The sequence below is a fragment of the Candidatus Palauibacter sp. genome (genome assembly GCF_965208055.1).
Taxonomy (GTDB): domain Bacteria; phylum Gemmatimonadota; class Gemmatimonadetes; order Palauibacterales; family Palauibacteraceae; genus Palauibacter.
On record NZ_CBDBNY010000004.1, the window covers coordinates 3,702,778 to 3,724,723 of the forward strand.

At 69.7% G+C, this 21,946-nt stretch carries 16 protein-coding genes and 1 riboswitch; of the genes, 10 read left to right on the top strand and 6 right to left on the bottom strand.

The features are described from left to right. Nucleotides 1-69: 69 nt before the first annotated feature. The 9 genes from ACOGXI_RS16230 to ACOGXI_RS16270 all read left to right on the top strand — a co-directional run bounded on the left by ACOGXI_RS16230 (nt 70) and on the right by ACOGXI_RS16270 (nt 10,366). Nucleotides 70-822 (top strand): DUF72 domain-containing protein, encoded by a 753-nt coding sequence (locus tag ACOGXI_RS16230; RefSeq protein WP_419939852.1) that lies wholly within the window; start codon nt 70-72, stop codon nt 820-822. Further along, nucleotides 819-1,607, top strand: a complete 789-nt coding sequence (locus ACOGXI_RS16235) for a rhomboid family intramembrane serine protease (protein WP_419939853.1) — start codon at nt 819-821, stop codon at nt 1,605-1,607. The genes ACOGXI_RS16230 and ACOGXI_RS16235 overlap by 4 nt, the downstream gene beginning before the upstream one ends. A 141-nt stretch (nt 1,608-1,748) precedes the next feature. After that, nucleotides 1,749-2,882 carry a 3-isopropylmalate dehydrogenase gene (leuB, locus tag ACOGXI_RS16240; RefSeq protein ID WP_419939854.1) on the top strand — a complete coding sequence of 378 codons (1,134 nt, stop codon included), beginning with the start codon at nt 1,749-1,751 and terminating at the stop codon, nt 2,880-2,882. After that, on the top strand, nt 2,876-4,549 hold the full coding sequence (ilvD, locus tag ACOGXI_RS16245) for a dihydroxy-acid dehydratase (protein ID WP_419939855.1): 1,674 nt from the start codon (nt 2,876-2,878) through the stop codon (nt 4,547-4,549). The genes leuB and ilvD overlap by 7 nt, the downstream gene beginning before the upstream one ends. Beyond that, nucleotides 4,539-6,323 carry a biosynthetic-type acetolactate synthase large subunit gene (gene ilvB, locus ACOGXI_RS16250; protein ID WP_419939856.1) on the top strand — a complete coding sequence of 595 codons (1,785 nt, stop codon included), beginning with the start codon at nt 4,539-4,541 and terminating at the stop codon, nt 6,321-6,323. The genes ilvD and ilvB overlap by 11 nt, the downstream gene beginning before the upstream one ends. A 10-nt stretch (nt 6,324-6,333) precedes the next feature. Further along, nucleotides 6,334-6,606, top strand: coding sequence for a hypothetical protein (locus tag ACOGXI_RS16255; RefSeq protein ID WP_419939857.1), 273 nt, complete (start codon nt 6,334-6,336; stop codon nt 6,604-6,606). A gap of 35 nt (nt 6,607-6,641) precedes the next feature. Then, complete coding sequence (gene ilvC, locus ACOGXI_RS16260; protein WP_419939858.1) at nt 6,642-7,679, top strand: ketol-acid reductoisomerase; 1,038 nt, start codon at nt 6,642-6,644, stop codon at nt 7,677-7,679. A 100-nt stretch (nt 7,680-7,779) separates the two neighbouring features. Then, a riboswitch (TPP riboswitch) is annotated at nt 7,780-7,888 on the top strand. 71 nt (nt 7,889-7,959) lie between these two features. Further along, a complete protein-coding gene (thiC, locus tag ACOGXI_RS16265) occupies nt 7,960-9,606 on the top strand; it encodes a phosphomethylpyrimidine synthase ThiC (RefSeq protein WP_419939859.1) in 1,647 nt (548 codons plus the stop codon). Between the two features lie 148 nt (nt 9,607-9,754). Further along, a complete protein-coding gene (locus tag ACOGXI_RS16270) occupies nt 9,755-10,366 on the top strand; it encodes a hypothetical protein (protein ID WP_419939860.1) in 612 nt (203 codons plus the stop codon). Between the two features lie 46 nt (nt 10,367-10,412). Here ACOGXI_RS16270 and ACOGXI_RS16275 read toward each other — a convergent pair whose 3' ends face one another. Beyond that, nucleotides 10,413-12,407, bottom strand: coding sequence for an acyl-CoA dehydrogenase family protein (locus ACOGXI_RS16275; protein ID WP_419939861.1), 1,995 nt, complete (start codon nt 12,405-12,407; stop codon nt 10,413-10,415). 189 nt (nt 12,408-12,596) lie between these two features. Here ACOGXI_RS16275 and ACOGXI_RS16280 point away from each other — a divergent pair, with 189 nt between their 5' ends. Beyond that, complete coding sequence (locus tag ACOGXI_RS16280) at nt 12,597-13,889, top strand: MFS transporter (RefSeq protein WP_419939862.1); 1,293 nt, start codon at nt 12,597-12,599, stop codon at nt 13,887-13,889. 25 nt (nt 13,890-13,914) lie between these two features. Here the strand turns inward: ACOGXI_RS16280 and ACOGXI_RS16285 are convergent, their stop codons facing one another. The 5 genes from ACOGXI_RS16285 to ACOGXI_RS16305 all read right to left on the bottom strand — a co-directional run bounded on the left by ACOGXI_RS16285 (nt 13,915) and on the right by ACOGXI_RS16305 (nt 21,899). After that, the gene (locus ACOGXI_RS16285; protein ID WP_419939863.1) at nt 13,915-16,992 is read right to left on the bottom strand and encodes a DUF5107 domain-containing protein; all 3,078 of its coding nucleotides are present in this window, start codon (nt 16,990-16,992) and stop codon (nt 13,915-13,917) included. 81 nt (nt 16,993-17,073) lie between these two features. Beyond that, on the bottom strand, nt 17,074-17,355 hold the full coding sequence (locus tag ACOGXI_RS16290; RefSeq protein ID WP_419939864.1) for a helix-turn-helix domain-containing protein: 282 nt from the start codon (nt 17,353-17,355) through the stop codon (nt 17,074-17,076). Further along, the gene (locus ACOGXI_RS16295) at nt 17,352-17,594 is read right to left on the bottom strand and encodes a hypothetical protein (RefSeq protein WP_419939865.1); all 243 of its coding nucleotides are present in this window, start codon (nt 17,592-17,594) and stop codon (nt 17,352-17,354) included. Before ACOGXI_RS16295 ends, ACOGXI_RS16290 begins: the two co-directional genes overlap by 4 nt. Nucleotides 17,595-17,661: 67 nt before the next feature. Continuing rightward, nucleotides 17,662-19,887, bottom strand: a complete 2,226-nt coding sequence (galK, locus tag ACOGXI_RS16300) for a galactokinase (protein WP_419939866.1) — start codon at nt 19,885-19,887, stop codon at nt 17,662-17,664. Continuing rightward, nucleotides 19,884-21,899 carry an amylo-alpha-1,6-glucosidase gene (locus tag ACOGXI_RS16305; protein ID WP_419940231.1) on the bottom strand — a complete coding sequence of 672 codons (2,016 nt, stop codon included), beginning with the start codon at nt 21,897-21,899 and terminating at the stop codon, nt 19,884-19,886. Before ACOGXI_RS16305 ends, galK begins: the two co-directional genes overlap by 4 nt. Nucleotides 21,900-21,946: the final 47 nt, after the last annotated feature.

Consider the following 21,946-nt stretch of genomic DNA (forward strand, 5'->3'; position numbering starts at 1 on the left):
CCGGCGGGGCGCCCGGGCCCCCGGGCGGGGTGCGTTGGCCCTTTGACGGCGGGACGGTATCATCCTCCGATGCAGGTCTGGATCGGCACGAGCGGCTACAGCTATCCCGCGTGGAAGGGCAGCTTCTATCCGGAGGATCTCCCCAACAAGGAGATGTTGTCCTTCTATGGCCGCCGGCTCGGGGCCGTGGAGATCAACAACACCTTCTACCGCATGCCGCGCGAGAGCGTGCTCGAAAAATGGGCCGAGGCCGTGCCCGACGGATTCCGCTTCGCGCTCAAGGCGTCGCGCCGCATCACGCACTTCAAGCGGTTGCAGAACGCGGAGGAGGAGACGGAGTATCTCGTGCAGACGGCCGCGGTGATGGCGGACCGCGCGGGCGTCATCCTGTACCAGCTTCCGCCCAACTTCAAACGGGACGATGATCGGCTCGCGCGCTTCGTGGACCAGCTTCCGAACCCGGGAACGTCCGCCTTCGAGTTCCGGCATGCCTCGTGGTTCGACGAGGGCGTGTTCGACATCCTCCGGTCGCGGAACTCCGCCCTCTGCCTCGCCGAGACGGATGACGGCGACGACGCCCCTCTCGTCGAGACGGCGGACTGGACCTACGTCCGGCTGCGCCGCAGCGCCTACGCAACGGAGGAGCTGGAAGGCTGGGTCGCGCGGCTGCGCGCCTCGGGCTGGGACCGGGTCTACGCCTTCTTCAAGCATGAAGATGCCGGCGTCGGGCCCGCGCTCGCCGGGCAGTTCACGGAGATGATGGCGGAGATGATGGCGGACGCGACGGAGACGACGGATGTGACGGAGGACACGGACGCATGACCCGCGTCGTCGGCCAGCTCCTCCTGATCAACGTCCTCGCATATGTGTTCACGCGCCAAAGTCCCGTCCTGATGTCGGAGCTGTGGCTCGTCCCCGCCCAGGTCCTGACGAAGCCCTGGACGCTCCTCACGTACCAGTTCCTGCACGGCGGCATGTCCCACATCTTCTTCAACATGCTCGCGCTCTTCTTCTTCGGGCCGAAGCTCGAGTCGATGCTCGGATCGAGGAATTTCCTGAAGCTGTACCTGCTGGCCGGGCTCGTCGGGGCGCTCGTCCACATCCTGTGGACCCTCCTCTCGATGTCGCAGGGAGGCCTCTACATCCCGATGGTCGGCGCTTCGGCGGCGGTGTACGGCGTGCTCTTCGGCTACGCACGCTACTGGCCCCGCGACCGGGTGATGATCTGGTTCGTCATCCCGGTGCAGGTCCGCTTCCTCGTCATCGGGTTCACGGTGCTTTCCCTGTGGCTGGGCCTGGGCGGCGTCGGCGGCGGCGTGGCGCACTTCGCGCATCTGGGCGGGTTCCTCGGCGGCTGGCTCTTTCTGAGGTTGCGGGCCACGCGCTCCGCGGCGGCGCAGTTCCGCAAGAAGGCCGAGAGTCCCGGCGTCCGCATGAGAGAGCGGGAGTTGAACGTGAAATGGGCGCGCATCGAGCCGGGTGCCCTTCACCCCGTGAACCGGGCCGAGTACGAGCGCATCGCCGACAAGCTCAAGGCCGCGGGGTGGTCCGCCCTCACCGACCGCGAACGCACGTTCGTGGAGAGATTCGGCGGAGGCTTCGGCTAGCACGAGCTGCTGCGGCGCCCTGCGTCGGAATTTTGCGAAACGGGTCAGGTCGCCTATCTTCCGCCGCTTCCGCGCCGGCCAACCCTTCCCGGGATTCCGCCATGCATCACGTCCCGCCCCTCGATCCGACGGTCTAACCTCATGGACGGGCGCATCCTGTTCCTGCCCGGTGACGGCATCGGACCCGAGGTCCTGCTTGAGGCGCGGCGGGTGCTGGAGGCCATCGGCGAGATCCGCGGCCACAGGTTCGAAGTCATCGAAGCCCCCATCGGCGGGCGGGCGCTCGAGCGGTTCGGCGATCCGCTGCCGGACGAGACGCGAGCATTGGCGGTCGAGGTCGACGCCGTGCTCGTCGGGGCCGTCGGCCTCGCCGTGCGCCCGGCGGACGGAACGCAGGTCGATGCCTCCAGAGGGCTGCTGGATCTTCGGCAGTTGCTGGGGAACCACGCGAATATCCGGCCCGTTTCCGTACCCGCGGCGCTCGTGGACCGGTCTCCCCTCCGCCCGGACCGTGTCCGCGGCGTGGACCTCGTCGTCGTCCGCGAACTGCTCGGCGGCATCTATTTCGGTCCCGGCGGGATCGAGGACGGCGTCGCCTTCGACATCGAGATGTACACGGAGGCGGAGATTCGGCGGATCTCCGTGGCGGCGTTCGAAATCGCGCGGGCGCGGCGGAAGAAGGTGACCTCGGTCGACAAGGCCAATGTCCTCGAGTCATCGATCCTCTGGCGCCGAGTCGCCGAAGAGGTGTCCCGCGACTATCCGGATGTCGAGTTCTCCAGCATGCTCGTGGACAATTGCGCGATGCAGTTGATCCACAACCCGCGCCAGTTCGACGTGCTGCTGACCAACAACATGTTCGGCGACATTCTGAGCGATGAAGCGGCGGTGCTCGTCGGGAGCCTGGGCATGCTGCCGTCGGCGAGCGTGGGCGGCGACATCGGTCTCTATGAGCCGGTCCACGGCGCGGCGCCGGACATCGCGGGGCAGGGGATCGCGAACCCGCTCGGTGCGATCCTCTCCGTCGCGATGATGCTCGAACTCACGTTCGCGCTCCAGGAGGAGGCGAACGCCGTGCGGTACGCCGTGAACCGCGTGCTCGAAGACGGACACGGCACGGCGGATCTCCAGGTCGACGGCGGACCGGCGCCGGTGTCGACGGCGCGGATGGGCGAGTTGGTCGTCGACGCCCTGGGCCGCGTGGGCCTGGCGCGCGCGCGAGGCTCGGCGGGCTCGGTGGCCGCGACAAACGGAGCAGGGGGGAACCAATGCTGAACCGGATCAGCCGCGAGCTGACGCAGCACCGGGATCGGCCGGCCGCGCGCGCGATGCTGTTTGCGGCGGGCCTGACGGAGGAAGACCTGGACCGCCCGCAGATCGGGATCGTCAGCTCCGGCTACGAGGGCAATCCGTGCAACATGCACCTCAACGGCCTCGCGGCGGCGGCGAAGGAAGGGGTCCGGTCATCCGACATGATCGGCTTCGTCTCGAACACGATCGGGGTCAGCGACGGGATCTCGATGGGCACGTTCGGGATGCGCTATTCGCTCCCGTCGCGCGACCTGATCGCGGATTCGATCGAGACGATCGCGTCGGCGCAGCACTACGACGGCGTCATCACGGTCATGGGCTGCGACAAGAACATGCCCGGCGCGATGATGGCCATGAGTCGCCTCGACCGGCCCGCGCTGATGATCTACGGCGGTACAATCGCGCCCGGGTGGCGGAACGGGAAGCGGCTGGATGTGGTCTCCTCCTTTGAGGCCCTCGGGCAGCGGCTGGCCGGGACCATCAGTTCCGCAGAATACCGGGAGATCGTGCGCCTGAGCTGTCCGGGCGCGGGGGCGTGCGGCGGCATGTTCACGGCGAACACGATGGCCTCGACCATCGAAGTCATGGGGATGAGCCTCCCCGGCAGCTCCTCGAACCCCGCGACGAGCGACGATAAGCGGGCGGAATGCGGGAGGGCGGGAGAGGCGATCCGGAACCTGCTCGAGCGGAACCTGTGTCCCCGCGACATCCTCACGCGCGAGGCGTTCGAGAACGCGATCACGCTCGCCGTCGTCATCGGCGGGTCCACGAACGTCGTGCTTCACCTGCTCGCCATCGCGCGCACGATCGGCGTCGACCTCACGATCGACGACTTCCAGCGCATCAGCGATCGCACGCCGCTGCTGGCGGACTTCAGGCCCAGCGGCCCGTACGTGATGGAGGACCTGCACCGCATCGGCGGCATGCCCGCCCTCATCAAGGCCCTCCTTGCGGAAGGTCTCCTGCACGGCGACTGCATGACCGTCACGGGGCAGACGCTGGCCGAGAACGCGGCGGATGCGCCCCCGCTGGGCGACGATCCGAGAGTCGTGCACGGCCTGGACGATCCCATCAAGGCGTCCGGGCACCTCCGCATCCTCTACGGCAACGTGGCCGAGGATGGCTCCGTGGCGAAGATCACCGGCAAGGAGGGCGAGGTCTTCGAGGGGCCGGCCCGCGTGTTCGACAGCGAAGCCGAGGCGAACGAGGCGATCGAAGAGGGTCGGATCCGGAAGGGGGACGTGATCGTCATCCGCTACGAGGGTCCGCGCGGCGGGCCCGGCATGCCGGAGATGCTCACGCCGACCTCCATGATCATGGGACGCGGGCTGGGCGGAGACGTCGCCCTCATCACGGACGGCCGCTTCTCCGGCGGCACCCACGGCTTCGTCGTCGGACACATCACGCCGGAAGCGCAGGAAGGCGGCGTCATCGCCCTCCTCGCCGACGGCGACCGCATACGGATCGACGCGATCGAGAACACGATCGACGCCGACATTTCGGCGGCTGAACTGAGGAGCCGGCGAAGCAAGTGGTCCGCCCCGCCTCCGAGAGTGACGTCGGGGGCTCTCCATAGATACGCCCGCACCGTGTCTCCCGCCTCGCAAGGCTGTACGACCGATGGATCGTAAGACGATGGAACCGGAACGCACCGCCGTTCGCACGACCCGTGAGGATCCGTTGCCCGGCTGGGAACGAGACCTCGCCAACCCCGCGCGCACGTTGTCGGGAGCGGAAGCCGTGGTCCGCTCTCTGGTGGAGGGTGGCGTACGCACAGTGTTCGGATACCCCGGCGGCGCGATCATGCCCGTCTACGATGCCCTCTTCGACCACGGTCACGAGATACGTCACGTCCTTGTACGCCATGAGCAGGGGTCGATACACGCCGCCGAGGGATATGCGCGCGCGTGCGGCGAGACGGGGGTGTGCATCGCCACGTCCGGCCCCGGCGCGACGAACCTCCTCACGGGCATCGCCGATGCGAAGATGGACAGTACGCCGGTGGTGTGCATCACGGGACAGGTTCCGTCGAGCGCGCTCGGTTCCGACGCGTTTCAGGAAACGGACGTGATGTCCGTGAGCGCCCCGCTGACGAAGTGGAACCATCAGATCGCGGATCCGGCGGAGATACCGGCAGTGATCTCGAAGGCCCTCTACCTGGCCAGGAGCGGTCGCCCGGGCCCCGTCCTCGTCGACATTACGAAAGATGCCCAGGTCCGCACCCTTGCCTATCGGCCGTACGTGGAGGAGCACAAGGTCAGGGGTTACGAACCTCTCCCGTCGTTGGATGAAGAGCGCGTGGAAGCCGCGTGCCGGCTCATCGACCAGGCCGAGCGGCCGCTCGTGCTCGCGGGTCAGGGCGTCCTGTTGTCGGGAGCGCAGAAGGAACTCGGGGAGTTCGTGGAGAAGGCCGGACTTCCCTTCGCCTGCACTCTGCTGGGGCTGGGCGCCGTGACGAGCGAACATCCTCTCTACGTGGGGCTGCTCGGCATGCACGGGAACTATGGCCCCAACATCAAGACCAACGAGTGCGATCTGCTCATTGCGGTCGGCATGCGGTTCGACGACCGCGTAACGGGCGATCTCGCCAAGTACGCACGGCAGGCCAAGGTCATTCACCTGGACATCGACGCGTCGGAAATCGGCAAGAACGTGCCCGCCGACGTGGAGATCCTGGCCGACGCGCGAGAAGCTCTGGGCGCCATGACGGCGCGGGTGCGGAGCACGTCTCGCCCGGCATGGCTGGCCGAGTTCGCCGCCTGCGCAGCGATCGAACGCGAGCGCGTGATCGAGAACGACCTGCACCCCGCCTCGCCCGAACTCCGGATGAGCGAGGTGATGGGCCGGCTCGGCGCGCGAACGGGGGGTCGGGCCCTCGTCATCGCGGACGTGGGGCAGCACCAGATGGCCGCCGCGCGCTACTACGGGTGTCGCGATGGCGGCGCCTTCATCACTTCGGGGGGGCTCGGCACGATGGGCTTCGCCCTGCCGGCGGCGATGGGTGTCGGGCTGGCCCGCCGGAATCGCCCCGCGGTCGCCGTGATCGGGGACGGGGGTATTCAGATGACGTCGCAGGAACTCGCGACGATCGTCGAGGAACGGATACCCGTGAAGATCATGGTAATGAACAATGGGTACCTGGGGATGGTTCGACAGTGGCAGGAACTGTTCTTCCGTCGTCGCTATTCCCAGACCGAGTTGTCAAATCCGGACTTCGTGGCGCTCGCCGCGGCGTACGGCATGGAGGGCGGACGGGTGTCGGAGAGGGCCGAACTCGACGCCTCGATCGACGAGATGTTGTCGTCGCCGGGACCGTTCCTTCTGGAGGTTGTCGTCGAGCAGGAGGAGAATGTCTTCCCCATGGTACCGGCGGGAGCGGGCTGTTCGGAGATTCGTCTCGAATAGGAGGGGGAACGTGAACGCTCAGTATACGGTCACAGCCCTGACGGAAAGCGAAAACAGCTCGCTCCTGCGTCTCATCGCGACCGTGGGCCGGCATCGCATCGCGATTGAGAGCTACACCTGCACCACCAGCCGCTCCGGAGCGACGTACAAACATGTGCTGACGGTGCGGGCGCGGCCGGAGAGCATGCGCCGCGCCGTCAAGCAGATCGGTGGCTACGTGGGCGTGCTTGGAGTCTGCTATCGCAGCCTGGAAGAGACCATAAACTCTGAAAAGGCCGGCTGAACACACCCGGTCGCCTGCAAGGAGGGTTGGGGCCTGTGGCAAGGATACGTGTCGGTGACGCGGAAGAAGATGTCGTTACGCGGGAAGAGTGGCCGCTGGAGAAGGCGCGGGAGGCGCTGAAGGAGGAGACGATCGCGGTGCTGGGCTACGGGGTCCAGGGCCCCGGGCAGGCGCTCAACCTGAGGGACAACGGATTCCGTGTGATCGTCGGACAGCGCAAGGGTTCCGGCTCCTGGGACCGGGCCGTCGCGGATGGATGGGTGGAGGGCGAGACGCTGTTCGAGATCGGGGAAGCGGCCCGACGGGGCACCGTCCTCCAGTATCTCCTCTCCGACGCGGGTCAGATCGCGTGCTGGGAAGAGGTCAAGGCGCGGCTCACCCCCGGGAAATGTCTCTATTTCTCGCACGGTTTCGGCGTGACCTACCGGGAACTGACCGGAATCATCCCCCCCGCGGATGTCGACGTCGTGCTCGTGGCACCCAAGGGCTCCGGCCTCTCGCTGCGGCGGTTGTTCGTTCAGGGAAAGGGCGTGAACTCGAGCTACGGCGTCTTTCGGGACGCGACGGGCCGGGCGCGGGAGCGGGCCATCTCGCTGGGGATCGGCGTCGGCTCCGCCTTCCTCTTCGAGACCGATTTCCAGCGTGAGGTGTGGTCCGATCTCACCGGCGAGCGCGGGATCCTCATGGGCGCGATCGCCGGTCTCTTCGAGGCGCAGTTCGCGGTGCTGCGGAAGAACGGCCATTCCCCCTCGGAGGCCTTCAACGAGACGGTGGAGGAACTCACCCAGAGCCTCATGCCGCTCGTGGCCGAGAACGGCATGGACTGGATGTACCGGAACTGCTCGACCACGGCGCAGCGCGGTGCGCTCGACTGGCGCCACAGATTCCGCGAGGCCGTCACGCCGCTGTTCGACGAGCTCTATGAGAGCGTGAAGACGGGCGAGGAAGCCCGGATCGTCATCGAGACGTGCGGCAGAGACGACTATCGGGAGCGGCTCGGGGAGGAACTCGACGAGATGGCGAACTCGGAACTCTGGCGAGCCGGCAAGACGCTCCGCGAGCTGAGGCCCTGACCCTCGTCACGGCGGGCGTGTCGGGCGTGGCGCCGCGTTCCTGCGGGAACGTCCCCCCCGCCGGGCCTCTGCGGGGCGGCCGGCCGTCCCCTATCTTCCGGGCGGTCGCCGGGGGCATCCCGACTTGGCGGAATCAAGCGGGATTGAGAGCGTACCCCATGAACCTGATCCGGCTCATACCGGCGTAGGGAGCGCGGCCCGCGCGAGGCAGCATCCCGCCCGGGGTCGACCGTCTTCCGTCCGGCGACGACGCGGGTGTGCCGGAGAAACGACGCCGGTCATGATCGAGCCCGACCCCGCCCTCGCCGCTCCCGTTCCGTACGAGGGAGTCTTCCCCAACTCCACGAGGGTCTTCGCGGACGGCCCCCGCGGTCTTCGCGTCCCCATGCGGGAGATCGCCCTCTCCGGCGGCGAGCCGCCGCTGCGCGTCTACGACACCAGCGGTCCGAGCGGATGCGACGTGCGCGAAGGCCTGCCGCCGCTGCGCGAAGCGTGGGTGCGCGGGAGGCGGCGGGAGAACGGTCCCGTCACGCAGATGCACTATGCCCGCCGCGGCCAAATCACGCCGGAGATGGAGTTCATCGCCGTGCGGGAGGGCATGGATCCGTCCTTCGTGCGCGACGAGGTGGCGCGGGGCCGCGCGATCATCCCCGCCAACATCAACCACCCCGAACTGGAGCCCATGATCGTCGGCCGGGCCTTCAAGGTGAAGATCAACGCCAACATCGGGAACTCGGCCGTCACCTCTTCGATCGAAGAGGAGGTGGAGAAGCTGCGCTGGGCGGCCCTGTGGGGCGCCGACACGGTCATGGACCTGTCCACGGGGAAGAACATCCACGCCACCCGCGAGTGGATCCTCCGCAACTCTCCCGTCCCCATCGGCACCGTGCCCATCTACCAGGCGCTGGAGAAGGTGGGCGGCGTCCCGGAGGCGCTGACCTGGGAGGTCTACCGCGACACGCTCATCGAACAGTGCGAGCAGGGGGTGGACTACTTCACCGTGCACGCGGGGCTGCTGCTCCGCTACGTGCCGCTCACGGCGGAGCGCGTGACGGGAATCGTGAGCCGGGGCGGATCGATCATCGCCAAGTGGTGCATGGCGCACCACCGCGAGAACTTCCTCTACACGCACTTCCGCGAGCTGTGCGAGATCGTGCGCGAATACGACGTGTCGCTGTCGCTGGGAGACGGGCTGCGGCCGGGGTCGATCGCCGATGCCAACGACGAGGCGCAGTTCGCCGAATTGCGCACGCAGGGCGAACTGACGCGGATCGCGTGGGAGTACGACGTGCAGGTCATGAACGAGGGCCCGGGGCACATCCCGCTGCACCTGATCCGGGAGAACATGGACCGGCAGCTCGAGTGGTGCGACGAGGCGCCCTTCTACACGCTGGGGCCGCTGACGACGGACATCGCGCCGGGCTACGACCACATCACGAGCGCGATCGGCGCGGCCACGATCGGCTGGCACGGCACGGCGATGCTGTGCTACGTGACGCCCAAGGAGCACCTTGGGCTCCCCGACCGCGACGACGTGAAGGCCGGCGTCATCGCATACCGGATTGCGGCCCACGCGGCGGACCTGGCGCGCGGGCGCCCCGGCGCGCGGGCGTGGGACGACGCGATCTCGAAGGCGCGCTTCGAGTTCCGCTGGGAGGACCAGTTCAACCTCTCCCTCGACCCGGTGACGGCCCGCTCCTTCCACGACGAGACGCTCCCCGCGGAGGGCGCGAAAGTCGCCCACTTCTGCTCCATGTGCGGCCCGAAGTTCTGCGCGATGAAGATCAGCGAGGATGTGCGCCGCTACGCCCGCGAGCGCGGTCTGGATGCCGCCGAAGCGATCGAACGGGGAATGAGCGAGAAAGCCGATGAGTTTCGTCGCGCGACCGCTGCCCCTCGCACGCTGGGCGCTGTTTCGGACTCCTGAGCCGCTCGGGCGGAGGCTTGCCGCCGCGCCGGAATGGAACACGAGGTGGCCTGCGCATATGTTCCCGGCAGGGTCAAGTGCCGGGCCGGCGGGCGGCCACCGCGGTTCCGCGCAAGCCGGATCCGGCCAGGGAGGAAGGGAGGCAGGGATGTGCGACCGAAGGCATGTGATCGCAGTGGTCCTCGCCGGCGCGCTCGCGGCCGGCTGCGGCGAGGGAACGACGGAACCCCCGGCCACGGCGGAGCCGCTCTCCGCGGACGAGTCCGTGGCCCTGTTCAGGGCGTTCGAGGTGTTCCAGAACGACGCCCTGGAGGTTGAGCCCTCTCCGCTCGAGGCGAACGTGGACGTCACGGCGGACTGTCCCCTCGGCGGACAGGTCAGGGTCACGGGGACCGCGGACGTTCAAACGGCGGGCGATACGCTGGGGATCGTGGTGGACGTGAACGTCGTTCCGAACGAGTGCCGCCTGTCGCAGGCCGGGCTTGAGTTCACGATCGACGGTGCCCCGGGCGTCCATGACCGCCTCTCCGTCTACATCATCCCCAGCGCCGAGTTGTTCGACATCAGGGTCGAGGGTATGGCGGTCGGCACCTTGGATTGGAGGCTCGCGGACCGGTCCGGAAGATGCGCCATCGAGATGGCGCTGAGGGCGCCGGACCTCTCGGCGCCGGAGCCGACGATCACCGCGACATGGTCCGGGACGCTGTGCGGCCATGCGGTAGAGATCCCGGCGGACAGCGGGTTCCTGCCAACCGGCTAGCCGCGGCCGAACCGGGTCTCTCGGGCCGCCGGCGTCCCCGCCGGCCTTAGAGAACCGCGGTGTTGGCGACCGCCGATTCGGCTACGGGCCGGGCGCGGGCGGTCTCGTCGTCGTCCGCCCGGTCGCCAGCCGGAGAGAGGTCCGGCGCGGTGCCCTTCCAGGCTTCGAGCGCGGCCTTCTGGAGGCCGACGATGTCGCGCTCCATCCACTCGAAGCTGCCGGCCATGATGTCCTGGGCGATGCGGTAGTCCGCCACGTCGTGGTTCGAGCGGATGCGGCGGAAGAGTTCGCCCACGCGGCGGCGTGACTCGGCCGCGAACGAATCGGCGAGGCGCGCGGCCTCCCGCGCCTCATCGCGGGCTCCCTCACCCTCCCGGCGCCGCAGCATGTCGGCCCGCGTGACCGCGGCCGCGATCGCGAACAGTTCCGCGCCGATGTCGATGCAGCGGAAGAGCAGACCCTGGCGCCGCTCGAGCTTCGGGCCGTGGCGAAGCATGAGGTGGAAGATGGTCCGCGCCAGCTTGCGGCTGTTGCGCTCGACGAAACGCAGGTGCTTCGCCAGGCGCCCGTGGCTCGCGAAGCGCGGCGGCAGACTCCAGCCGATCCACGTCGTCGGATACCAGGTGGCGTAGAACCACGCCGCCCGCGGCAGGGCCTTGAGCTTCGCGCCGAGGCCGAGTCGGGGGTCGACGAGGTCGCCCGCGATCTGGAGGTGCCGGTCCACGGCTTCGCGGGCCATGAACAGGCGCAGGATCTCGCTCGACCCCTCGAAGATCCGGTTGATGCGGAAGTCGCGCAGCCAGCGTTCGACCGCGACGGGTTCTTCGCCCCGCGCCGCCAGCGAGTCCGCCGTCTCGTAGCCTCGTCCGCCCCGCACCTGCAGCGCGTCATCGACCAGTTGCCAGCCCGTCTCCGTGTTCCAGAGCTTCGCCATCGCGGCTTCGAGCCGGATGTCGTAGCCGCCCCGGTCCGCCATCGACTGCGTGAGGTCGGCGATCGCGGACATGGCGTAGGTCCGCGTCGCGATCGAGGTCAGGTAGTGCGCGATCGTCTCGTGCTTTCCGACCGGCACGCCCCACTGGATCCGCTCCGCGCACCAGCGCCGGCACGCCTCGAGCGCGGCCTGCGCGCCGCCCACCGAGGACGCGGGGATCGTGAGCCGCCCCGTGTTCAGCGTGATGAGCGCGAGCTTGAGGCCGCTCCCTTCCTTCCAGAGGAGGTTTTCCGCCGGAACGCGGACGTTCGTGAAGCGGATGATCCCGTTCTCGAGCGCCTTGAGTCCCATGAAATGGCAGCGCCGCACGATCTCGACGCCCGGCCAGTCGCGCTCGACGATGAAGGCGGAGATGCGGCCCGTGTCGGGGTGGCGCGCCATCACGACGTAGAGTTCGGCCAGGGTGCCGTTCGTGCACCACAGCTTCTCGCCGTTGAGGATGAAGGCGGACCCGTCTTCCGTGCGCTCGGCGGAGGTCGTGAGCCGGGCGGGGTCCGAACCCACATCGTTCTCGGTGAGCGCGAAGGCGCTGACGGCTCCCTTGGCGAGGCGGGGGAAGTACGCCTCCTTCTGCGCCTCGGTGCCGAACATCTTGAGCGGCTGCCCCACGCCGATCGACTGATGAGCGGAGAGGAGGGCGACGACGTTGCCGTCCACGGAACCCACGACCCGCATCGCGTTGGCGTACTCCGTCTGGTTGAACCCGAGGCCGCCGTACTTCTCCGGCACCTTGATGCCGAACGCGCCGCGCTCGGCGAGCGCCCGCACGACCTCGGGCGGGATCCTGCCGTCCCGGTCGATGCCGTCCGAATCCACCTCGTCCCGCAGGAAGATCCGCAGCTCCTCCGTCCACGCGCGGGCGCGCTCGGAGATGAAGTCATCCGGGTCGGGATAGGGGTGGATCGCGTCGAGCCGGAGCTTCCCGAGAAAGAGGTTCCGGACGAAGGTTCGCCCCGTCCAGTCGGTCTCGCGCGCGGCTTCGGCGACCTTCCGGGCCTCCGCCTCGCTGACGTGGGATTTCGCGCTCGCGTCTGTATGTGTGGACATGTGAATCTTCCGCTTCTTCAGCCTGATATGGGGACGCCACCCCCGGAGAGGCGGCACTCCCCGAAACTTACCCCGCGCCCTGCGCTCGCGACAAACGGACGGGTCGCGCCGGACCGACTTCCCGCCGTACCCTTGAGGCCCTGATACGGAGACACGGATCCCACCCGTTCCCCTGAGAGGCCGCCCCTCGTGAACGCGAATCCCCGGACCCCGCCCGTCGAGCGGCGGGAGATCGTCTCATGGGCGATGTACGACTTCGCCCACTCGGCGTTCGGGACGATCATCGTGACGTTCATCTTCTCCGCCTACTTCGCGCGCTCGATCGCGCCCGACCCGGTCCTGGGCGGGGTCTGGTGGACGCGCGCGGTCACCGTCTCCGCGGTCACGACCGCGCTCATCATGCCGGTCGTCGGCGCGATGGGAGACTACGGCGGCCTCAAGAAGCGGTTTCTGTTCATCGCCACGGCGACCTGCGTCGCCCTGACTGCGGGCCTCTTCCGCATGGGGCCGGGCGATGCGTGGATCGCCGCGCTCGTGTTCATCGGGGCCAGCGTCGCCTACGAGTCGATGCAGTCGCTCGCCAACGCCTTCCTCCCCGAGATCTCCACGAGAGAGAACATGGGACGGATCTCCGGGCTGGGCTGGGGTCTCGGGTACTTCGGCGGCCTCCTCTGCCTGGCTCTGGCGCTGGGAATGGTCAGCGCCTGGTTGCCGGCGGATGGAGGGCTGAACGTGCGGTCCACGAACCTCCTCGCCGCCGGTTGGCTTCTCGTGTTCTCGATACCGACCTTTCTCTTCCTTCGCGAGCGGCAGCCCCGCCGCCGCGCGTCGCTCGGTACCTACGTGCGCGTGGGCTTCGGCCGCATCGCGGACACGGCCCGGAACCTGAGCCGCTACCGCCAGGCCGTCCGCCTGCTCGTCGCGCGCCTCGTCTACAACGACGGGCTTGCGACCGCCTTCGCCATGGCGGCGATCTTCGCCGGGGCCGAGTTCGGCATGGAGACGGCCGACCTCCTCATCCTCGGCATCGTCGTGAACGCGACGGCCGGGGCGAGCGCGATCGGCTTCGGGTTCGCCCAGGACCGGATCGGCGGCAAGCGAACGATCGCGGTCACGCTCGTGCTGCTGATGGTGGCGATCGCCATGGCGTGGTCCGCGCGCGATCTCGCGACGTTCTGGGCCGCGGCCATACTCCTGGGACTGATGGTCGGACCGAACCAGGCGGGGAGCCGCGCCCTGCTCGGTTCGTTCGTGCCCGAGAGCAAGCAGGGCGAACTGTTCGGCTTCTACGCCTTTTCCGGCCGGCTCTCCTCCGCGGTGGGGCCGCTCTCCTACGGCCTCATCCTGGGCGCCACGGGCAGCCACCGATGGGCCATCGCCTCCATCCTCGTGTTTCTCGCCGCGGGGTTGCTGCTCCTGCTGCGGGTGGACGAGGAGGAGGGCGTGAAGCTGGCGGCGGCGGAGGGGGCGCCCGCCGCGTAATCCAGACGTTGACGCACGGGACAGGCTAGCGTGTCCGCGCCGCGGCGGCGGCGAGCGCTCGTCGCAGGAGGGCTTGCTCGATGACCGCCGTGGGGGACGACGCGTCGGCGAGTGCGTCGGCGCGGGCGCGCAGCGAGGCGACGGTTACGGTCTCGAACGCTCCGCGCGCAGGTCCGCCGTCAGGGCTTTCCGCGGCCACGTCGAACAGGAACCGCACCAGCAGCTCGTCGGGCTCGAAGGGACGCCCCTGACCGAGCGATTCCGGCCACAGCAGCGCCGCCTGCAGGTGGCGGCGGGCAGCCGCGCGGTCCCCGGCGTCGAGTTCGTCCAGCGCGGCCCCGACGTGCGCGAACTCGTAGAGGCGGTGGGCCTCGCCGGAGTTCTCCGAGGGAAGGACGTGGGTGTTCCCGAGCATCTCGATCGCCTCGCCGTGGTCGCCGGCCTGGAGGAGTCCCCGCACGTGGAGGAGGTCGAGGTTGAAGTCGTCCGGGAAGAGTTCCCGTCCGCGGCCGGACGCCTCGCGTGCCTCCGCCCAGCGTCCGGCTTCCTGGAAGTGCCGGACGAGGGACACACGGAGGAGACGGCTGTCCGGATCCACCTCGACCGCGCGCCGAAAATCGGGCCCCGGGTCGCCGCCCATCGTCGCCGTCAGGTGGGCGCGCGCCGCGTAGGCGGGACCGTAGTCGGGCTCGTCGGCCAGAGTCGCCAGCGCCTCGGCCGCCTCGGCGTCGCGGTCGAGCGCCCACAGGTTGAGGCCGAGGAGGTAGCGCCAAACCCAGTGCGGGTCTTCGACGGCGGCCCAGCGCAGGACCGGCAGGGTCTCGGGGCGGTAGGGGAAGGCGAAGTCGGGATCGGCCCCTGCGCTCAGCATGTCCGCGTCGCCACGCAGGAAGGCGCGCCACGCAACGGCCTCGGGGCCGTCGCCCACCTCGTCCGCGTGTTCGAGCAGGCGCGCGGCATCGCCGGGCAGCCCCCGGCTCGCGTAGCCCACGGCGAGTTCCAGCAGCGTCTGCTCCGGATACTCGCTCCGCATCGACGCGGTGAGGCGAGCAGCCTCGGCCCCGCCTGCGGCCTCCGCGTCGTCGGATCCTTCGCCCCGCGCCGCGAGATATCGCTCGGCCAGCACGAAATGGTTCAGCGGGTCGAGCTCGAGCAGCTCTACCAGCACCTGAGCGGCGCCGGCTTCGTCCCCTTCCAGGCGCGCCGCGATGGCCAGCACCTCGCGGGCCGGCACGCTCACGCGGTCGTAGTCGAGCGCCAACTCGGCGTGGCGGCGCGCCTCTGCCATGTCCCCGGCTTCGAGCGCCAACTCCGCCAGCCGAACGCGCGCCGCGGCCCGGAAGGCCACGGACCGGGAAGCCCAGCCGAACGAGTCGAGCGCATCCGCACGGCGCCCCAGGGCGAGATACAGGTTGCCGGCGAGAAAGTTGGCCTCGGGATCGTACGTGTCGAGCTGAAGCACGCGTCGCGCGTGGGCGAGGCCTTCTTCATAGCGGGCCGACCTCAGCGCCAGCCCGCCCAGGCCCAGCAGCGCCTCCCGGTTCCAGGGCTCCGCCGCGAGGGCCCCTTCGTAGAGCGTCCGCGCTTCCGCGTAGCGGCGGCCCCGCGCGAGTTCCCGCGCCTCGAACACCAGGCGATCCATCTCCGGGAGGGCGTCCCACGCCTCGGCGTTGGTCCCAAAGGGCCGGGACACCGAGGGCTCGCCCCCGAATCCGCACACGCCATCCAGTCCGGGTTCGTCCGCGTTGGAGCAGGCTTCCAGTCCGAGTCCGGGCAGCGCGACCCGCCATGCGCGCTCGGGCGGGACGTCGAACTCGACGGCCACCGGGTCGAGCGCTTTCAGCGCCACCGCCCGCGCGCCGACCTGTTCGCCGCCGGACCATACCCTGACCGTGTCGGCCTCGGCCCCGAACGCCTGGACCACCACCCTCAGGCGGTCGTCCTCCCGTTCGACGTGCATGGCCCCGCGGGGGGACGCGTCCGTGAGACCGCCCGTCCCTTCCAGCGGGAACCACCACTCGGTCCAGCGGCTGGCCGAAAGCGGATCGAACCCGCCCTGCGCGATGGGGTTGCGGTGTGCCCCGGGCGAGTACTGCACGTGCAGCCGCCCCGCCTGGAACTCGACGTACTGCCCGTCGGTGTCGGTGAGCAGATCCTCCCAGATGCCGCCGGCCCGGGAGAGCGCCCACAGCCACATCTTGCGCCCGGGCATCTCTTCGTGGGGAGCCCAGTGCCCCCAGCCGTAGCCCTCGTCGTGATAGTAGCCGCCGAAGAAGTCGTTCAGCGCACCCACGACGTGGTAGGACTTGTGTCCCCCGAACGCGTTGTTGCGGTACAGGGGAAGGAAACGTCCCTCCTCATCCAGCGGCCAGGAACGCTCCGCGCCGGAGTGCTCCAGGTAGGCGTCGCCGGGCACGAACAGTTCCAGGTCGTCCTGCGCGAAGGCCGCGGCCGTCATCCAGTTGTAGTAGGGCTGCTCCAGCGGGGTCGGGTTGTACCACAGGACGCGCGTCTCGAAGGCGGCCCGGTCGGGGGGAAGGCGGATCTCGACCCGCCACGGCGTGCGCGACGGGAGGTCGGTGGCGCCGACGATTGTGCTCACGCTCCCGTCCGCGTTCTCCCGCACGAGGTAGTCGACGGGGGTGGCGGTGGCCGGCGTGTGTCCGATGACGCCGAAGTTGAACTCGAGGCCGCCCGAGGTCCACGGCCCGCGCAGCGCGATGTCCCGGAATTTCATCACCTCGTTCCGATAGATGAACTCGTGGCCGGTCTCCTTCACCACGGCCCCCCACACCTTGCCGCCCACCTCGGGAAGGACGAAGACCTCGATGAGGTCGTTCTCCATCGTCACGACCTTCCACTCCCGGGGCTCCGAGGTCGCGGCGTATCCCTCGAAGGTGTGGTAGGGGTACAGCCGGCGGTCGGTCGCGAGCACGGGGACGGGATTCGGATCCGAGAACGGGTACGTGTCGAGGACGCGCACTTCCTCCGAGATCCGCGCGCGAGGTTCGGGGGCGACGCACGAGGCGGCGGCCAAGGCGGCGCACAGGACAGCCGCCTTCAGGGCGACGGCTGGCGCGCGGAACGAAGTCAGCCGCGACACGTCACACCCTGACAGGTGTCGAGGGGCGGCCCGCCCGCCGGATTGCGGTGTGACTGTCGAAGAGCGTCGGGATACTGTGCTTCATGGCGACAGCAGTGCGCGCCGGACTGCGTTAGGCTCCTGCTCGATGATGCGCAGAAGCGTCGCGGCCGGACCGCTGACGCGGCGCGTTCCATGCTCCCATTTTCGGTAGCCGGACAGGCTCATGCCCATTAGGGCCGCCATCTGAGCTTGTGTCAGCTTCGCCCGTTCCCGGACCTGGCGCGGGGCTGCCGCCTCGTGAACGATGGCGGGGTCTTCGCCCTTCGCATGGGCCAAGGCTTCGTTCAGGGACTGGATCAGGTCTTCGCCGAACGTACTCATCGCGTCTCCCTCCCCTGACTCTTTATTGTCCGGACGAGTGCGGCGGCTGCTCGCCGCTCCCGCGGGCTCAAGTCGGTCTTATCGGACTTCGCGTAGGCGAGAAGCGCATAAAGCGGCACTCCTTCGCCTCCGTAGAAGTAGATCACCCGGAGGTATTCTATCAGTTCGCGCCTCTCCTTATCGCTAAACAGCTTGTCGGCCTGCCGGGAGAAGGTTGGAGTCTCGGCAACGGTCTGCATGCGGCGTACAGTATCCCAATGGGGTAGTCACCGCAACGTCTCAAGACCCGGCTGCGGGCGCCTTACGTCAGCACGTTACCGTGGCTCCGTCGGACGCTGCGGCCACGAATAGCGCGCGACCAGCCCCTCCCCGGGACGCGTAGAAGTGTTCGCGCAGCGCGGCCATCACGCGCTCGGCCTGGCTCGCCGGGCAGAGCGCGATCGCGCAGCCGCCGAATCCCGCGCCCGTGAGCCGCGCCCCGGCCGCGCCCGCGTCGAGGGCCACGTCCACGATCTCGTCCAGCGCTGGTGTGCTCACGCCGAAGTCATCGCGGAGGCTGGCGTGCGACGCGTTCATCAGCCTACCGAAGGCGGGCATGTCCGCCTCGAGCAGCGCGGCCTCGGCCTCCATCACCCGGCGCCCCTCTGTCGCCACGTGACGGAAGCGCCGCCACAGCGTGGGCGACAACGACCGGCGCGCCGCGGCCAGGATGGACTCGAACTCGGCGTCGTCGGCCTCGACCACATCCAGCCAGGAGGCCCGGCCCAACCGCTCGAGTGCCTCCGCGCACTGGGTCCGTCGCTCGTTGTACGACTCACGCGCCGCTCCGGACTTCTCCGCGCGCACCAGCGAGGAGGCGACGACCCACCGCCATCCCGCCGGCACCGCCACCGGCGTCACGCGCAGCGGCTCGAAGTCGATCCTGAGTGCGTGCCGTTCCGCGCCGCAGAGAGAGGCCGCTTGGTCCATCCCGCCGCCCTGCACGCCGACGAACCGCTCCGCGCTGGCCAGCAGGGCGGCCAGTTCCAGCACCTCCACCCGCTTCTCGTTCGCGTGCAAGAGAGCCAGCGCCGACGCCACCACCAGAGCGGATGAGGAGGACAGCCCCTCCGCCACCGGCACGGTCCCGGTGACCGTCCCGCCGATGCCCCGCCTGAGTTCCAGACCGTGGTCCAGCAACCCCTTGGCGGCGGCCCGCACGTAGTTCGACCAGTGGCCCTGGGGCGCGGGTTCGATCGGCCGGTCCAGGGGGAAGGCGAAGGGGCCGTGGTCGGCATCGCCATCGAGTTCGACCGCCGGCTGGCGCAACACCTCGAAGTCCACGCGGATGTGCTGGTCGAGCGCCATCGGCAGTACGGGGAGGCCGTTGTAGTCGAGGTGCTCGCCGATGAGGTTGATGCGCCCGGGCGCGATCGCGACCCCACGGGAAGGTGCCCGCGGCGCCCGCGGTGGACGGTCGGACGGGTTCTGCGCGCGGGGAGCAGTCTCCGTGCGAGCGGGCTTCGCTTGGAGATCTTCGGGATAGGCCCCGGCCGCGGTCAGCCGCCGGAGCGAGGCTGCGACATCCTCTCGGTCCCCGGGGAAGGTGACGCCCATCCAACCCTCGCCGGTGGGCAGCAGGCCCAGGCTCGTCTGTTCGGAGGTGACGAGGTCGCTCACGGTTTCGGAGAGGTAGAACTCGTCGTCGGCTCCGGGGGAGGAGGCAAGGAAGGCGCGGAACCGCTCCGCCAGCGGCGGCAGGACCTCGGGGAAGAACCCCCACAGGCCCATGCACACCCGGCTGTCCGCGTCGGCGCGGATCGGTCTCCCGGCGGCGGTGCGCCCCACGACGGCCTGCCCGGCGGCCGGGATCTCGGGGGCCGCGGTCGGTTCCATCACGGACGGACGGCCTCCGGGACCTATCCGCGGCACAGCGCGCTCGAGGCGCAGGTCGAGGCCCTCGGTCATGCGGCGCAGCGTACCGTCAGGCGCCGCTTCGCAGAGGCCCCGAGACACGCCGCCGAAGTCGGAAAGCGTGTCGGCCAAGGGGTAGGTGACGGCGAAGGCGCGGACCCCTGGCGGAGGGGCCGCGAGGGCGCGCACCAGGCTCTCGTACGCGGACCGCCCGTAGAAGTCGTCCGCGTTGCAGACGGCGAACGCGCCCCGGCGGGGCAGGGCTGCGCCCGCGGCCAGCACGGCGAATCCCGTGCCCCAGGGCCGGACGCGCCCGAGCGGGGGCAGCGGCACGAGGTCGGCGTGCGCGAGGCGCTGGCAGGCGAACGAAAGCGCGACCCCCGCCGTTTGCAGCGGAGCTAGGCGCGCCTCGAACTCGTCTCGCTGGCTCTCCCGCACCACGAGCACGAAGCGCCCGAAGCCCGCCCGCTGGGCGTCGTACACCGCGTATTCGAGCAGCGACGCGCCGCGCGGCCCCACGGGCTCGAGCTGCTTGGGGCGGCCGAACCGGGTGGATCGCCCGGCGGCGAGGATCACCAGCGTCGGCCCCTCCGGAACGCCGCCCCGTCTCGCCCCGCCGCCCGGCCCGGTCCCGCTCACAACTCGACCGTCCGCGGCTGCCCCGCCACGCAGAGCCCCTCGACGCGGGCCCAGGCGGCATTGCCCGCGGATTCGCCGGAAGCGTCCCCTCCCGCCTCACGAGCGACGAACGCGGGAAGCCGGGAGCCGATGCGCACGCCGCGCCATGGACAGGCGTCAACGAACTCTTCGATGGCTCCCAGCGCAAAGAGCGGCCCCCAGCTCTGGAAGCGGTGGCCCCGCCCCCGGCCGCTGCGCGCGTCGAAGTTCTCGCGGCAGAACCCCGTGCGCCGGCGGTCGGCCAGAAACATGAGCGCCCCCTTCCACGCCAGTTCGCTCGCGAGTTCGTCGAACCCGTAGCGCCGCAGTCCCTGCAGCACGAGGTAGTTCATGGGCGGCCAGATCGAGCCACGCCAGTATTGCTGGTCGTCGAACGCGGGATCGCCGCGCGAGATCGTGGGCAGCATCCACTCTCCCCGGAAGCGCGCGGGGTCGTGCAGCACGCCGACCATGCGCCGCGCCCGCCCCTCCGACGGCACGCCGGCGATCAGGGGAAGGAAGTTCGACGCCGCAACGCGTGGAGAGTGACGATCCCCCGGCAACTCGTCCAGGTAGAGCCCGGCGTCCTCGGACCACAGCACCCGGTTCATTGTCTCGATGAGCCGGCGGCGCTCGGCCTCCAATCGCTCCGCGTCCGCCGAGTGGCCCAGGATGCGGGCGATCCGTGACAGGCACTCGAGGTCCAGGGCGCGGTAGCTGCAGAGATCGACGGCGGACATGGCGAGGACTTCCCGCTGCGGGTCCCACTCCACGTCGTCCCACAGAGGCAGGTCGTCCTGGCCCGATTCCCACGCCGCGCGCTGGTGGCCGCTCGCGCCGGCTTCCCACTCCGGAACCCGCTCCTCCCCCGGAACCCGCGCCGTGTCCGAGCCCCACGCGAACAGACCGGGAGTGAGGCCCTCTCGGCGCGGGCGTCCGCCCTTGTCGGCCACCCACCACTCGCTCCACGCGCGGAGCCCGGGCCAGGCGGCGGCCAGCGCGTCCGCGTCGGGGCATACGAGGTGCAGCTTCAAAGCGGCGAAGGAGCCCACCGGGGGCTGCGAGCGGTCGGGCGTACCGCCACGCCGGCTCCTCCAGTTGGGCACGTTCCCGTTCGGGTAGCGCGACTCAAGCCCGGCGAGGAGCGCGCTCCAGGCCAGATATCCGGACGCGGTGGCGAGCGCGAGCGCGTTGAAGAAGGAGTCCCACCCGAAGATCGTCCAATCGTCGGGGGTCGGTGCTCCCTCCCTCCCGCCATTACCCGGTACGCCCCCCTGCGGTGCGCCGTCCCCCGGTTTCGGGAAGATCCAGCGGCGGCCGGCCGGCGCGTACAGGCGTCCCGTTTCCGGCTGGAGGAGGACCGTCCACATCAGGTGGTCCGTGACGGCCTCGACCAGTCCTTCCGCCGCCCCCGACGAACGCGGCCGGCGGCGCTCCCAGTCGGCGCGCGCGTCGTCGATCCAGCAGTCCAGCTCGGGCAGAAGGCGCTGGGCACGGTCCAGGGCGGCTGCGGATCCGGACGGCGCCCCTTCCGGTTCCCAGGCGACGACGGCGGCAGCTCGTCTCGCTACCGGAGGCGCAAATGCGGCGGCCATCTCCACGCCTCCGAGCGCCGCGCGCCAGCCGTCGGATGCCTCCTCCCACCGTGCCTTCCAGCCCCACGGATCATCCCCCACCCACTCCACCCGCCCCGGCGCCTGCGCGACCGCCCGCAGTGCCACGGCGGCCTCCCGGCGAGACCACTCCAGGATGAGCGAGCCCTCCCGGGGGCGGGAACGGGGCGACGGTTCGGCCGCGAGGTCGAACTCCATGCGCGCGTAGCACCCGTCCGGCGCGTGTGGACCCACGCGGGAGACCATCCAGTACCAGTCCTCCAACTCCCGGCGCCGCCCGTCGGGCGTCGTGAAGACGAGGCGGAGCCCGATTCCGTCGTCGGGTCCGGCCGCGAACACGAGCCCGGCCCAGCGGCGCGCTTCGAGCGCCCCGACCCGCATCAAGGCAATCCCCTCATCCGATGCCTGTTCGTCCGTCCACGAGCGGT

Bases quoted from the DNA above. Each gene is read 5' to 3' on its own strand.
- ilvB (WP_419939856.1), top strand. From the start codon at position 4,539: ATGGATCGTAAGACGATGGAACCGGAACGCACCGCCGTTCGCACGACC.
- leuB (WP_419939854.1), top strand. From the start codon at position 1,749: ATGGACGGGCGCATCCTGTTCCTGCCCGGTGACGGCATCGGACCCGAG.
- ACOGXI_RS16230 (WP_419939852.1), top strand. From the start codon at position 70: ATGCAGGTCTGGATCGGCACGAGCGGCTACAGCTATCCCGCGTGGAAG.
- ACOGXI_RS16235 (WP_419939853.1), top strand. From the start codon at position 819: ATGACCCGCGTCGTCGGCCAGCTCCTCCTGATCAACGTCCTCGCATAT.
- thiC (WP_419939859.1), top strand. From the start codon at position 7,960: ATGATCGAGCCCGACCCCGCCCTCGCCGCTCCCGTTCCGTACGAGGGA.
- ACOGXI_RS16290 (WP_419939864.1), bottom strand. From the start codon at position 17,355: ATGAGTACGTTCGGCGAAGACCTGATCCAGTCCCTGAACGAAGCCTTG.
- ACOGXI_RS16295 (WP_419939865.1), bottom strand. From the start codon at position 17,594: ATGCAGACCGTTGCCGAGACTCCAACCTTCTCCCGGCAGGCCGACAAG.
- ACOGXI_RS16305 (WP_419940231.1), bottom strand. From the start codon at position 21,899: ATGCGGGTCGGGGCGCTCGAAGCGCGCCGCTGGGCCGGGCTCGTGTTC.
- ACOGXI_RS16275 (WP_419939861.1), bottom strand. From the start codon at position 12,407: ATGTCCACACATACAGACGCGAGCGCGAAATCCCACGTCAGCGAGGCG.
- ACOGXI_RS16270 (WP_419939860.1), top strand. From the start codon at position 9,755: ATGTGCGACCGAAGGCATGTGATCGCAGTGGTCCTCGCCGGCGCGCTC.
- ilvD (WP_419939855.1), top strand. From the start codon at position 2,876: ATGCTGAACCGGATCAGCCGCGAGCTGACGCAGCACCGGGATCGGCCG.